Annotated in this window: 12 protein-coding genes and 1 tRNA gene; 6 read left to right on the top strand and 7 right to left on the bottom strand. The window is 36.7% G+C overall.

Annotated features, from left to right (window positions below; translation table 11 throughout):
- The 6 genes from CVS93_RS06945 to CVS93_RS09955 all read left to right on the top strand — a co-directional run bounded on the left by CVS93_RS06945 (position 1) and on the right by CVS93_RS09955 (position 5,429).
- Entirely contained in the window at positions 1-2,028 is a 2,028-nt protein-coding gene (locus tag CVS93_RS06945; RefSeq protein ID WP_107687080.1) for an AIPR family protein, read from the top strand.
- A gap of 626 nt (positions 2,029-2,654) precedes the next feature.
- On the top strand, positions 2,655-2,906 hold the full coding sequence (locus CVS93_RS06940; protein ID WP_103604484.1) for a type II toxin-antitoxin system prevent-host-death family antitoxin: 252 nt from the start codon (positions 2,655-2,657) through the stop codon (positions 2,904-2,906).
- Positions 2,896-3,183 (top strand): type II toxin-antitoxin system RelE family toxin, encoded by a 288-nt coding sequence (locus tag CVS93_RS06935; protein WP_103604483.1) that lies wholly within the window; start codon positions 2,896-2,898, stop codon positions 3,181-3,183. Before CVS93_RS06940 ends, CVS93_RS06935 begins: the two co-directional genes overlap by 11 nt.
- Positions 3,184-3,590: 407 nt before the next feature.
- Complete coding sequence (locus CVS93_RS10130) at positions 3,591-3,878, top strand: plasmid mobilization protein (protein ID WP_103604482.1); 288 nt, start codon at positions 3,591-3,593, stop codon at positions 3,876-3,878.
- A 47-nt stretch (positions 3,879-3,925) separates the two neighbouring features.
- The gene (locus CVS93_RS06925; protein ID WP_234400108.1) at positions 3,926-5,038 is read left to right on the top strand and encodes a relaxase/mobilization nuclease domain-containing protein; all 1,113 of its coding nucleotides are present in this window, start codon (positions 3,926-3,928) and stop codon (positions 5,036-5,038) included.
- A 31-nt stretch (positions 5,039-5,069) separates the two neighbouring features.
- Positions 5,070-5,429 carry a hypothetical protein gene (locus CVS93_RS09955; protein WP_234400107.1) on the top strand — a complete coding sequence of 120 codons (360 nt, stop codon included), beginning with the start codon at positions 5,070-5,072 and terminating at the stop codon, positions 5,427-5,429.
- A 731-nt stretch (positions 5,430-6,160) separates the two neighbouring features.
- Here the strand turns inward: CVS93_RS09955 and CVS93_RS06920 are convergent.
- The 7 genes from CVS93_RS06920 to CVS93_RS06890 form a co-directional block, all read right to left on the bottom strand.
- Positions 6,161-6,237 (bottom strand) — tRNA-Met (locus tag CVS93_RS06920).
- Between the two features lie 105 nt (positions 6,238-6,342).
- On the bottom strand, positions 6,343-7,332 hold the full coding sequence (locus tag CVS93_RS06915) for an argininosuccinate synthase domain-containing protein (RefSeq protein WP_107687079.1): 990 nt from the start codon (positions 7,330-7,332) through the stop codon (positions 6,343-6,345).
- Positions 7,333-7,391: 59 nt separating this feature from the next.
- Positions 7,392-8,615, bottom strand: a complete 1,224-nt coding sequence (gene pepT / locus CVS93_RS06910; RefSeq protein WP_107687078.1) for a peptidase T — start codon at positions 8,613-8,615, stop codon at positions 7,392-7,394.
- Positions 8,616-8,626: 11 nt separating this feature from the next.
- A complete protein-coding gene (gene dcuC, locus CVS93_RS06905) occupies positions 8,627-9,937 on the bottom strand; it encodes a C4-dicarboxylate transporter DcuC (protein ID WP_103582118.1) in 1,311 nt (436 codons plus the stop codon).
- 14 nt (positions 9,938-9,951) lie between these two features.
- Positions 9,952-10,650, bottom strand: a complete 699-nt coding sequence (pepE, locus tag CVS93_RS06900; RefSeq protein WP_087580527.1) for a dipeptidase PepE — start codon at positions 10,648-10,650, stop codon at positions 9,952-9,954.
- Positions 10,647-11,966, bottom strand: coding sequence for an amidohydrolase (locus CVS93_RS06895; RefSeq protein ID WP_107687077.1), 1,320 nt, complete (start codon positions 11,964-11,966; stop codon positions 10,647-10,649). The genes pepE and CVS93_RS06895 overlap by 4 nt, the downstream gene beginning before the upstream one ends.
- Before the next feature lie 10 nt (positions 11,967-11,976).
- Positions 11,977-13,212: a M20 family metallo-hydrolase gene (locus tag CVS93_RS06890; protein ID WP_107687076.1), complete on the bottom strand. Its 1,236-nt coding sequence runs from the start codon at positions 13,210-13,212 to the stop codon at positions 11,977-11,979.
- Positions 13,213-13,283: the final 71 nt, after the last annotated feature.

Raw genomic sequence — 13,283 nt, 5'->3', positions numbered from 1 at the left:
ATGGTTAGTTTAGATGACTTTCATCAAGATTTTATGCAGGATATCGTGAGTCAAGCCCAAAGCCGAGGTATAAGCAAACAAGAAGCATTTTTTGAGTCGGTCTGTGACTCTCTTGTTGACGAAGGAGAGCTATCGCAAGACTATATGATTGCTGAATACAATAAAAGAGATATGGAAGTAAGTGGATATGACTTTGATGTAGAGCGTGGTAAGCTTAGCCTTCTAGTGCATTGTTTTTTTCAAAGTGATGATATACAAACTCTCATAAAAGCGCAGATAGAATCAAAATTTAAAAAGCTGGAAAATTTCCTTTTAAGGAGTTTCGAAAAACTTTATGATACTATGGAGGAGGGTTTTGAGCATTACTCAATGGCCTATAATATATATTCGTATTTAATTAAAAATGAAATTAAAAAAATCCGCCTTATTATTATAACAGATGGAAAAATTACTAAAAATTTAGCAAGTATCCCAAATAAAGTACTATCTGGCATTGATGCGGAATATCGCATCATAGATATTGAGTTTTTATATAAAATTTATACTATAAATAACTCAAAAAACAACTTTGACGTTGAGGTTGATTTACCGGCGCTTGTAGTAGACACGCCGGCGAAAGACTACAGATCTTATTTAAGCGTAATAGATGGCAGGACAATAGTTGAAATTTATGATACATTTGGCTCTAGACTTTTAGAACAAAACGTCAGAACTTTTTTGCAATTTAGAGGCAACGTCAATAAGGGGTTGCGAAACACTATAGAATATAAGCCAGAGATGTTTTTCGCATACAATAATGGCATAACTGCAACAGCTAATGATGTTATTTTACAAGATGGCAAAATTATAAAAATATCAAATTTTCAGATTGTCAATGGAGGCCAGACCGTATCGGCCATATACGCCTCAAGTAAAAATTCAAAGCTAGACGTATCAAAAATTTATGTTCAGATGAAACTATCTGTAGTTGCTGACACCGAAAAACAAGATGAATTTGTCTCAAAAGTTAGCGAATACGCAAATACTCAAAACAAGATAAATCAATCAGATTTTTTTTCAAACAGTCCTTTCCATAAAGATTTCAAAGAATGCTCAAGAAGAAATTTGGCACCAGCTGTTGATGGAATACAAGTAAGAACTCATTGGTTTTATGAGAGGGTAAGGGGTGAATACTTAAATGAACAAGCATATTTAAGTGGCACAGATAAAAAGAAATTTCAAATAGAAAACCCCAAGTCACAACTTATAGATAAAACATTTTTAGCTAAAAGCGAAATCGCTTGGCTACAATCGCCGGATATTGTATCAAAAGGCGCACAATATAGCTTTATGGCTTTTGCAAAACATATTACTCAAATGTTAGAAAAAGATGAGCTTTGTATAACGAGCAACTATTTTAAAGAAGCAGTATCTAGAATTATAATGTTTAAACAAGTTGAAAAACTTGTTTCTTACGCCACTTGGTACAATGGTGGTTATAGGGCACAATGCGTAGCCTATACCCTATCGTACTTATCGTATTATTTAGAAAAAAATAGATTATTTTTAAATTTTTCTAAAATATGGGATGAACAAAAAATATCTAATAATTTAGAGAATATAATCTCTATAGTTGCTAGCAAAATATATACTAATATAACTAACCCGCCAGAAGGCAATGCAAATATAGGTCAATGGTGTAAAAAGAAGTTGTGCTGGGATAGTATAAAAGATATTGAAATAAGTTTGGAATTTGATGATGAGATATTAAGTAGCGCAGAAGAAGAAAAGTATATAAAAAAAGAAGCAAGAAAAGACAAGAAACTTGATGACAATATAGAAGTTCAATCGTTCGTCGTTAAATTTAAAGATTGGGACAAGATTTTAAAATATTATGAAAAAGATGAAATAAGACACCAAATATCTATGAAGCAAATGGATATATTGGCAAAAATTGCAAATGGAAGTATAGGACTTCCTTCTATAAAGCAAGCTATTATTTTATATGATCTTTATGAGAATGCTATAAAAGAAGGCTTTTTGATATAGTGGCTATTTATTTTACACCAGTCAATAAGAAAATATACCCAGCAATTGTATGTATAGTGTTAAAACTATTTTGGAAACTATGTTTCCTTGATTATAGATAAAAATTAATTTTAACTGAATATTAAAAATGCATAAAATAAAATATCATAAAACCAAATAGAAGAGAGCTTTTAGTATTCTTTTTTAAAAGTGTCACGCTTTAAGATATCAAGTTTATGGTATGTTGAATTTAGGATCTTAACGTTAGAATGTGCCGAAGGCTTATAATCATAGATCTATTGTCTTAGATTTTGAAAGCCTCTATTCGCACATTAGCTTATTTGATTTATAAAATTATACCAATAGCTCTGCTTGGTAGTTACTCTGCACGTACTCCAGAATTTTATCGGTGTAATAAACTTATTATGATTATAATGAAATCATTTGTAGCTTATGGTAGATAATGTCTTAAAAAAATAAGGCTCATCTTAAGATATTATGCTAAGCCTATCAATGCCGATACACTAAAGACTAAAGTAGAGATGGTATCGTACGAAAATGAGTAAGTATAAATTGCAAGGTATAAGCTTTAAGACTATTCTTATATCTTATTTAGTATTATTTTAGGTATTAAATAAAGGATAAAAATGCAAACCATACAAGCAAATTTCACAGCTAGCATAAGCGAGCTAAAAAAGTCCCCAGCTCAAATTTTAAAACAAGCTGGAGATAATGTCGTAGCTATACTAAACCACAATGTCCCTAGTGCCTATCTAGTACCTAGCTCTGTCTACGAGAAGATGACAGAGATAATAGAAGAGTATCATCTAAGCAAAGCAGTAGATGCCACTCTAGCAAGTGGTGAAAAACCAGTAAAAGTAAGCTTAGATGAGCTATGAGTTAGAATTTTTGCCAAGCGCTTTAAAAGAGTGGCAAAAGCTTGACAATAGCATAAAAGTGCAGTTTAAAAAGAAGCTAAGTGAGCGTCTAGAAAACCCAAAGGTTACCAAAGACAAGCTACGAGGTTATGAAGATGTCTATAAGATCAAGCTAAGAGATGTCGGCTACCGCTTGGCCTATCAAGTAAAAGATGATGAGATTGTAGTGTTAGTGCTAGTTGTCGGCAAAAGAGAGAACAACGAAGCATACGAGATGCTAAAGGATAAATTTAACTAAGCATAAAAGCTAGACCCTTAGTCGTCTGTGATTTGCTAGTAACTAATTTCATGTTACTAGTTTGTCCTATCTAAAATGCTCTTTTATGATGAGCATAACCCCTATATTTTTTATTATTTTATTTTTTTAATTTCATACTAGACTAAATTTCCAAGAGAAGATCCAGAGGCTACAAAAATTATATTATATATTTCATAGTATTTTTAAAAAACACGCATTTTAGCCGCCTAAAGCCTACCGAATTCCTTGTTTTAGGCTGTGAAATTTTATAAAATAACCTTAAAAGATATTTAAAGAGCAAGTCTGCCAAAAATTTTATGACATAGGATTTTTGAGTGGCTTTTCTTAGATTAGGAGTAAATTTACGTGAGTTCTGAAAAGACAAAAAACGCAAGGTAACCAAAGTCATAACTAAAAGACTTAGGCTAAGTAACACAGAATGGTCGGCAATTAATGATAAATTACAAGAAAGTGGCCTAACTTTCTCAAAATTTGCCCTAAGAGCTATGTTATCTAAGCAGATTCATGCACCAATCAAGAGGGAGCTTTTAACTGAACTATCTAGACATGGACAAAACATAAACCAAATAGCCACCAAATTAAATAGTGGACAAAGCCTAGATAGAGTTGGTATTGAGATCATAGCAGACGATAATGATATCTTACATAAAGTTTATGAAGCATTGAGTAAATAATATGTTGCTTGATTTGCCTTATACCAATACAAATAAAGGCGCTAGTGATGCTAGTTAAATTTCTTCGTACTTATACTGGTGGTGGCTTTGGGAGCATAAATTACCTTTTAAATGAGAGAAAGGCTGCTGGAACAGCAAGAGTTATAAAAGGTGATGAAAATTTAACTAGAGCCATTATAAAAGGCATCACCTATAAACAAAAGACCTGTTTTGGTGTTTTATCATTTGAAGAGAAGCACGACTTTCTGACTGAAGAGCAGAAATTAAAAATTATCAAAGATTTTGAATATACTCTTTTGGGTGAGTATATGCTTGAACGCACAAATGTATTATGGGTAGAACACTCAGACAAGGATGGTCGGCTTGAGTTAAATTTCCTGGTTCCAAAGATCGATCTTAAAACAGGAAAATCGTTTAATCCATATTTTGCCAAATATGATCAAACTAGAATAGATCTAATTAAAAAGATCATTAACGATGAGTATGGACTATCAAGTCCAGATGATCCAGCAAAAGAGCAAACTATATTATCTAGCAAGAAAAACATCAATCATTATAAAAATTTGGAAGAGCTAGATCAAAAGTTGCACGATCTAGTTAAGCAAGGTTCTATTAAAAATAGAGATCATGTAGTTGAGCTTCTTACACAAAGTGGTATCGAAATAACTAGAATCAACAAAAAAGGCATGACGATCATACTGCCTAATAAAAAAACAAAAAATCGTCTCAAAGGAGGAATATACGATGCAAATTTCACAAGCACTCAAAGACTTGGAGAACTCAGCCAAAGCTCAAGCAGAAGAATTAGAGAATTCCATGATAAAAATACACAAACAGAGTGTAGAGAAAATAGGCGAAAACTTGAGGAGCTTATTGCTAAAAGAGATAGATTTAATCAAAAAAGATATGTCGAAAGAACTTCAAAAAGCAATATCTCTACACCACAAGGACAGATTGGTGATAATCTTGCTGTCAGTGGTTATCTCAATAATTTTGGAAGCAGTAGCTGGCTGGATGATAAAAGAGAAGAAGTTAGAGGACGAAATGGTTTGGGCGATACCAAAACAGTGGAGATACAGCCAACCTGCTGCAGACAAGACCCAGAGGGAATATTACATATCGATTCCAAAAGACGAAGAGATAATAGAGAACAAGAGTAGAAAATTCATATTAATGAAAACGGAGTAGAGAATGACAACATTAGAGAAGGCATTACTAGAAGAGAACGAGCACTTGACGAAGATGATCGAAGACGAAAGGAGCAAGCACGAATTAGAAACAATGAATTTGCAACAAGACTGCGAGAAGGAGCTCTCGATATTACGGGCAAAGATGACAGAGCTAACAAAGAAAGTCGAGAGTTTGAGCAAAGATTGCAACGATGCCTTAACGGAGTCTTTGCAGCAACAAAAAGATATGTACGAGAGTTCAATATCTCGTTTGGAAGAAAAATTAGAAAATTCAGAAGAAGAATTCCAAAATTTGAGAGAAAAATACAAGAACTTACAGATGGAGTACAAGAGGCTACAAGAATATGTAGAGAATTTATAAAGGAGCGTGAATACGCCCAAAAAGCCAGCATACATCACCATACGGATGATGCATGCAAGGAAAAGACCCAAAGCTTAGATATGTTTTAAACGTAGAGACTCTACTAAGTTTATTACATAATCATCTCATTTATTACTTCCAAAGCCATATTTATTATGCTGTCATTTTAAAATCTATAAAATATTTTGTCCTTATGGTTGCCATCCATAAATTTAAATTTTTATTAAAATAGCCTATCTTATATGGCCATTTTAATAAAGAAAATATTTTTTAAGCGTGGGTCAAGGGAGCGACAAGCTCTCCTTGCGAGCCTCTATGGAGCTGCAAATGATAACATTTTGTGGCTACATAGAGTATGCTCGCCCTATTAATAAACAGGAAGGTATGGATATGAAAGCTAAGAGTATTTTCTTCAAAACATAACATATAAACCAACCACTTAAATATAATATATTTGATATTACTTATCATAAATAAGTCAATCTTGTTTTAAACTAACCAAAATAATATTTACAGATATTTTTGACTCCAGTATAGCACCCAAATAAAAAGAGATAAAGATTGAATTTATATATGTAGTTTAAAGTAATTTCATAGAATCTTTTTTATAAAATAAAACAATTCTAAAAAACTGTACCACTTTTTTAAAAAGTGTACCATACTTTTAGGAAATTTTAAAGAAAGGGAAACTGCAAAAAGGGCAGTTAAAGTATCGATAAGTAGGACATCTATGGTGTCACGGGGGAGACTTGAACTCCCGACCTCCGGCTTATGAGACCAGCGCTCTAACCAGCTGAGCTACCGTGACACTTTAAAATAAGTTTCGGATTATATAATTTTTAAACTTATTTGTAGATAAAAACCATCTTTATCTACAAACACAAAGTAAAAGCACCAAGAATCGACAAAACGTCTATTTTACGAAATAATTTTGAGCTAGAGATTTATCCTCAGGTGTGATACTAAATTTCTCTCCAGCGATGCTAACTTCAAATTCATTCTCTTTACTTGCTTTTGTATAAGCTAATGCGAGCCTTGCGGCCAGCTCTTTGTCAGCTTTACTAGCGTTTTTGCTTATGAAGCTAACGGCTCCTACGATGTCATCACTCTCTTTAAATTTTACTTGATCAAATTTATCATTTGGATGTGCTAAAAGTGCGTTATTATCACTCTCATCACGGCCTATTATCATTTTTGCACCATCTGGCAAGCGCAGATGCCTACCAAGCTTTAGCCACGTTACATCGATATCTCGCATCTCTTTATCAAAATTTAGATAATCCTTTATCTTCACAGCAAAGCTCTCGATCGTTAGCAAGCACCCACCTCCAGGCGTTGCAAAGTCCTCAAAGCCAAATTCCTTTGCCAAAGCAAGCTGCAGCTTTCTATCACGCCCACTTATATCAAGCAGCTTCTCTCTATCGACCCAACCCTCGCGCTCTGGCTTTGTTGGCGGCAAGAGCTTAGCGCACATCGGACGAAGCACCAAATCATCCTCGTCATCAGCTAGGCGCTTAACCTGAAAGAGTGCGTCTCTTCGCTGACTCATCGGCCTTTGACCCAAAACTTCGCCTGTGATTATAAAATTTGCATTTTCACTTTTTAGCATATTTAGAGCTGTTTTAAACATATATCCGTGACAATCAATACATGGGTTAAACTGCTTGCCATAGCCGTATTTTGGGTTAAAAAGCACATCACGAAGATACTCATTCCTCATATCAACCACTTTTAAACTAGCCCCAGCCAAAGCTGCACGGCGTCTTAAAATTTCATGTTTTTCTTCATCCACGCCAAATCCGGTATCCATATAAAGTGCGACTACTTCGATGTTTTGATCGCTTATTAATTTCATTGAGAGCATGCTATCAAGCCCTCCACTAAACAAAGCTAAAGCCTTCATTTTTGTCCTGAAAGTAAAATTTAAAGCCTAAATTTACTAAATCTAGGCTTTTATGAAGTTTATTTAACAGCGTTAATTACGATTTTTTTAATCACTTCGCTAGCAGCTTTTAGACTGCTAACTGGCAAATACTCGAAGACGGAGTGAAAGTTATTTGCCCCTGTGAATAAATTTAGCGTTGGCACACCTTTTGCAGATATCACAGCGCCGTCATATCCGCCACGCATCGGCTTTATATTTGGCGCGATATTTAGCTCGCTAAAGGCATCTTTTGCTAATTTTATAGGCAGTGAGTTTTCATCTTTTAAAAATTTAAAGACGTTTTCATAGCGTGTTTTTAGCGTGATTTCGCAACGCTCTCCATAAATTTTGTTAAAAGAATTTGCCATATCGCTTAAAAACTCAAGCCTTTTTTGAAATTTCGCCTCGTCAAATTCTCTTATGTCGATCTTGAGCGTCGTTTTTGCGCTGTTTCCGCTAAGCTCTTTCACCCAGAAATAGCCCTCTTTGCCCTCGGTGCACTCTGGCACTTCGCCGCCTGGCAAAAGCGAGATAAATTTATGCGCAAGAAGTAGCGAATTTACAAGCTTGCCCTTTGCATTCATTGGATGAGCCGAAACGCCTTTAAAGACCATCGTGCAGTCAGCTGCATTCCAGTTTTCATATATTAGCTCGCCTATCTCGCAGCAGTCTAGGCAGTAACCAAAATCAGCTCCCAGCAAATTTACATCAAGTGCTTTTGCCCCAAGCAAGCCCTGCTCTTCATCTGGCACGAAGCAGATCACGATCTTACCATGCTTTACATCATGATTTTGCATAAAGTAGCTAGCCATATTTACAATACTAGCGATCGCCGCCTTATCGTCAGCGCCAAGCAAGCTAGTGCCGTCAGTCACGACTATCTCGTCGCCAACGTATTTTTTAAGCTCTGGGTTGTCGCTAAATTTAAGATAGATGCCCTGCTCTTCATTTAGGCAGATGTCGCCGCCTGTGTATTTTACTATCTTAGCTTTTGTATCGTTTTTTTGCTCACTACTTGTATCTAAGTGCGCAAAAAAGGCGATACTTGGAGCATTGTCGCAGTTTGCAGGAATTTTTGCTATCAAGATAGCATTATCTTGTAAGATGATATCTTTTATGCCTAGTGAGCTAAGTTCATCTTTTAAAAACTTAGCCAGCTCGTACTCGGTTGGATTAGAAGGCATGACGCCTTTTAATCCATTCTCTTTATTTGTTGTGGTGTTAAATTTTGTGTAGTTTAAAAATCTCTCTACGATATCCATTTTTCATCCTTTTAGATAACAAAAAATGCAATCGCTACAACAGAGATAAACATACCTAAAAATGTTCTTTTAGCGATTTCAACTGGACTAACCATCGCAATACCTGCACAAACGATAGCAGCACCGGCAATTGGAGAAGCTGATCTACCTAAAGCACCAGCAATAGCTGCTGCCATACCAAGCTTATCTTGTTCAAAGCCAAGTGCAGCGGCGTTTGTTGTGACAGCTTCGTTAAATGCAAATGTAGCGGCGTCGCCTGAACCTGTAACTATACCCATGATAAATGGCACAAATGTTCCGCCAAATTTAACGTAACTTTGATCTGTTTTTAGCCATGCGATGACCACATCAACGGCTCCACATGCCTTTAGGCCAGCGACAAAGACACCAGCTGCGATGATGATGCCCATAACATCAGCATAAGCATGGCCCATTCCGTTAAAAAATTCTTTTGTGATCTTTTGCGGATTTGTAAGTGTAGCAAAAATAGCTATGATAGCACCTAGTATCATCGCCTCAGCAACGCCCATCTTTGTCCATGCAAGAAAGCTATAATCTTTCGCAAGGCTTGTTCCACCAATAACCAAGATAACAAGTGGAACTAAAGGCATAATAGCGTAGATAAAATTTACTTTAAATAGCGGTTTCTCTTCGCTAGCAGCACTACTTTCAAGAGTGAAATTTGTATTTTTTTGATAGTCTTTAAGTAGTATCGCAACAATAACTAATGCGATCACTACGATAACAAGAGCAGTAAATGCACTTGGAATTTGCACTTTTATGACATCTTGAACTGTGTAGCCCTCAACCGTCTTTTTAACAAGATCAGCCACATAGACGTTGTGAGCCGATCCTGGGCTTAAGACTCCACCAAATGTCCCCGCAAAAACAGCAGCACCAGCCATAGCTGGGCGGATGCCTGAAGCCATAAGAAGTGGTATAAGCGTAGCACCAACAGCAGCGGAGCATCCTGCAGCTGAAGGGATAGCGATATTTATAAAATAAGTTAGCACGGTTGTTGCAGGGATTAGTATAAAGCCTACATTTTTAAGTGGCTTTGTAAGAAGCGCAACAAGGTGTTTATCACACATTGTGTATTTCATAACAAACGCAAAACCCATACTAGCACAAATCGCTTTTATAAGCCCTGCTTTAGTCATATAGTCAGTAAAAGCACTTAGTGCCCCCATCGGTTTTAGTGCGATTATACAAAGCACCAAACCAACACCTATTAGCACCGTTCTTGTCTCTTTTTTTAAGACAAGAAGTGCCACAACAGCTGCGATGCCAAGAATGGCAGCAATTAGCTTAAATGTTTCCATACCTCTCTCCTTGCTTAGATTTTAAATTTAGTTCCAACTTCTATTTTTTCTATCTCTTTTTGATACTCAAATTTTAAAATTTCACTATGTCCTATGACCTCAGCCTCGTTGTCCGCTATAAGCAAAGCTGTGCCCTCAGGCAGTGCGTAGATAGTATCTTTTGGATTAGCTATTAAAAATTCCTCCAACCTCTCCTCCCTGCTCTCGCCGTTATGGCCTGCTAGCTTGCCACTTATGAAGTGCGGGTTGATCTGATATGGGAAGATATTTAAGCTATCAAATGACTTTGGCATGATGATAGGCATATCATTTGTCGTCATCATCGTCTTGCCAGCTATGTTTGCGCCAGCCGACCAGCCAAAATACTTTGTGCCATTTGCCACAGCTTCTTTTATAGGCTCAATCAAATTTAGCTTATAAAGCGTGTAAAGCAGCATAAAGGTATTTCCGCCACCAACTGCGATACTGCTAGCATTTTTGATAGCTGAAATTTTATCCTCGTAGTGATGGATTGATTTTATATTGCTATTTTTTAATCTATCAATTACTTTTTGCTCATACTCGTCATTTGTTCGCCTAACTCCAGCGTAAGGGATAAATAAAATTTCTTCCTTGCCGCATTCACCTAAAAATTCCTTAACCCAGTTTTTGCAGTGTCTCAAGTAGCCAGTATCTTGGTAGCTTGAAGCACTGATTAGTAAAGCGTTTTTCATTTTTTTACTCCGTTTAGTTTGTAAGCAGATCTTAGATAGACGTCAACTCCAGCCACCAAACACTCCTCATCAAAGTCGAATTTGCAGTTGTGATGGCCTGCTTTTAAATTTGTACCGATCATCATATAGCCGCTCTTTGCACCTCTGTCTTGCAAAGCTCTCATAAAATGAGCAAAATCTTCACAAGCACCAAAATCAAGCTCTTTTACGATCTTGTCATCATCTATAAATGGGCTTTGCTTTGCAGCTTCATAGAAAATTTCAGTTACTTCTTTGTCGCTATCAGCTCCGCTTGTGCCACCAGTCATTACGACTTTGCTCTCTACGCCGTAAATTTGGCTAACGCCTTTAACGATATCCATGCATTTTTCATACATAAATTCGTTTAAATTTGTATCCTCACCTCTTGTTTCGCAAGCTAGATAGCCGTTTGGAGCGATGACGTTTCTGCCTTCGCCCGCTTTTAAAACGCCCACATTTATCCTAGTTACACCTTTTGCATGTCTTGTGATGCCATGCATATTTAAAGCCATTTGAGCTGCGGCTAAAAGAGCATTTGCGCCGTCTTGTGGTGCTCCGGCTGCGTGAGCTGAACGACCAGTGATATGCACGTCAAATTTAGAAGTTGCAAGTAACTTGTTTGTTCCGCATATGATGCCGCCACTAGTTTTTGCCTGAAAGCCGATATGTCCGCCAAGCAAATACTCAACCCCCTCAAGCACGCCAGCAGCTTCCATAGCCACAGCACCTCTTGTGCCCTCTTCTGCCGTTTGGAAGATAAATTTAAATTTGCCATTGAATTCATCTAAATTCTTAGCTATAAGTTTTGCTAGACCTAAGCCAATAGATGCGTGTCCATCGTGTCCGCAAGCGTGCATGATACCAGCGATATCTGCACCAAAGCCATCTTTAAAAGGTCTGTGATCAGCGTCTGCACTCTCTGTCACATCAACACTATCAATGTCAAATCTAAATGCTGTAAATTTACCAGGCCTTTTTGTATCTATAAAGGCTGTTAGGCCAGTTAGTCCATCTTTCATATAAGGAAGATATTTTGCCTCTTCAGGACTTAGGAGCTTTTTGGCTCTTTCTATTGCTTTTTCACATTGCTCTTTTGAGCCAAGACCAAGCCGTGCATCAGCTTTAACGACTTTGTCACCAAGGCTTATTTCATAACCAAGATCACTAAGCCTCTTTGCTAGTACGGCTGTTGTAAAAAATGTAAACCAGCCAGTCTCTGGATGCGAGTGAAAATACCTGCGATCCTTGATCAGCTCATCTTTTAAAGAAAGAGCCAAATTTGCTATCTTGTCCATAGGTTTCTCCTTATTCATTTGATAGTTTAATTAGTGCATTTGTTAAAATTTGTGTAGCTTTGAAAGCATCATCAAAATTTATAGCTTCTGCTATATTGTGACTAATGCCACCAACGCAAGGTATAAAAAGCATGCCAACGCTACTTGCAAGTTTTGTTAGATTCATCGCATCGTGTCCGGCTCCGCTTGGCAAAGTAAGCGTTTTTATGCCCAGTTTAGCAGCCTCTTCGCTTAGTAAATTTATAGCATGCTCGCTAAGTTTTACTGGCTCGTCACTGCTTAGTTCTCTTATCTCATAACTAAAATTTAGCTCACCACTTAGCTCTTTTATAAAATTTCTAAGCTCTAAATTTAGCTCTTCTAGGCTTGCCTTATCAATATCTCTTAGATCAACTCCAAGCCTTGCCTCGCCTGGTACGACGTTTAAAACGCCTGGCTTTGCATGTGCGTAACCAACAGTAGCCACAGCTGTTTTTTTGTTTTTAGCAAATTTATTGGCAGCGATTATGATGTGTGAAGCAGCAAGCAGCGCATCACTACGCATATTCATCGGAGTTGCACCGCTGTGATCTGCCTTGCCATGAATAATAATTTCAAATCTTATAGGAGCGGCGATACCGCTTACTACACCAACGCTTATACCACTTCGCTCAAGCACTGGACCTTGTTCAATGTGAAGTTCTAAATATGAATGAAGTGAGTGTTCTTTTAAAATAGAATCATTTAAATTTTGTGGCTCAAGTCCAAATTTACTCATCGCTTCAAAAAGCGAAATGCCATCTTCGTCTTTTAATTCATGAAGTCTTTGTAGGCCAAGTTTTCCGCTTATTATCTTGCTGCCAATGGTCGCTGTCTTGAAACGACTTGACTCTTCACAGCAAAAGTTAATTAACCAAAGCGGACGCTTTGTTTTAATGCCAGCTTCTTTTATCGAGATTAATGCTTCAAGTCCTGCCATGACACCAAGCGTACCATCATAAAAGCCACCATTTGGCACACTGTCGATATGAGAGCCCACACAAACCGGCTTCTCGCCTGGCTCACAGCCATCGTCATATATGGCAAAGATATTGCCAACATTGTCAATTTTAAGTTTAAAGCCATTTTCTTCTATTAAATTTATAAGAAAATTTCTAGCCTCCAAGTCTTCTTTGCTAAATGCAAGCCTTGTTAGCCCTCCACCTTTTAATGCTCCAAATCTACTTATAGCATTAAAATTTGCCTCAAATCTTTTAAAATTTATCATAATAAATCCTTAAAAATAAAACTAATCTTAAAAACATTTATTACTTTGAACATTTTACATTTAGTTTTATG

This window comes from Campylobacter concisus (assembly GCF_003048535.1).
GTDB lineage: Bacteria > Campylobacterota > Campylobacteria > Campylobacterales > Campylobacteraceae > Campylobacter_A > Campylobacter_A concisus_S.
This window is presented reverse-complemented; position numbering and strand designations above follow the sequence as displayed.

What these genes read in the sequence shown, in the direction of transcription:
- CVS93_RS06915 (WP_107687079.1), bottom strand. Translation starts at nt 7,332, where the DNA reads ATGAAGGCTTTAGCTTTGTTTAGTGGAGGGCTTGATAGCATGCTCTCA.
- CVS93_RS06895 (WP_107687077.1), bottom strand. Translation starts at nt 11,966, where the DNA reads ATGGACAAGATAGCAAATTTGGCTCTTTCTTTAAAAGATGAGCTGATC.
- CVS93_RS06925 (WP_234400108.1), top strand. Translation starts at nt 3,926, where the DNA reads ATGCTAGTTAAATTTCTTCGTACTTATACTGGTGGTGGCTTTGGGAGC.
- CVS93_RS09955 (WP_234400107.1), top strand. Translation starts at nt 5,070, where the DNA reads ATGACAACATTAGAGAAGGCATTACTAGAAGAGAACGAGCACTTGACG.
- CVS93_RS06945 (WP_107687080.1), top strand. Translation starts at nt 1, where the DNA reads ATGGTTAGTTTAGATGACTTTCATCAAGATTTTATGCAGGATATCGTG.
- CVS93_RS06935 (WP_103604483.1), top strand. Translation starts at nt 2,896, where the DNA reads ATGAGCTATGAGTTAGAATTTTTGCCAAGCGCTTTAAAAGAGTGGCAA.
- CVS93_RS06940 (WP_103604484.1), top strand. Translation starts at nt 2,655, where the DNA reads ATGCAAACCATACAAGCAAATTTCACAGCTAGCATAAGCGAGCTAAAA.
- pepE (WP_087580527.1), bottom strand. Translation starts at nt 10,650, where the DNA reads ATGAAAAACGCTTTACTAATCAGTGCTTCAAGCTACCAAGATACTGGC.
- pepT (WP_107687078.1), bottom strand. Translation starts at nt 8,615, where the DNA reads ATGGATATCGTAGAGAGATTTTTAAACTACACAAAATTTAACACCACA.
- dcuC (WP_103582118.1), bottom strand. Translation starts at nt 9,937, where the DNA reads ATGGAAACATTTAAGCTAATTGCTGCCATTCTTGGCATCGCAGCTGTT.
- CVS93_RS06890 (WP_107687076.1), bottom strand. Translation starts at nt 13,212, where the DNA reads ATGATAAATTTTAAAAGATTTGAGGCAAATTTTAATGCTATAAGTAGA.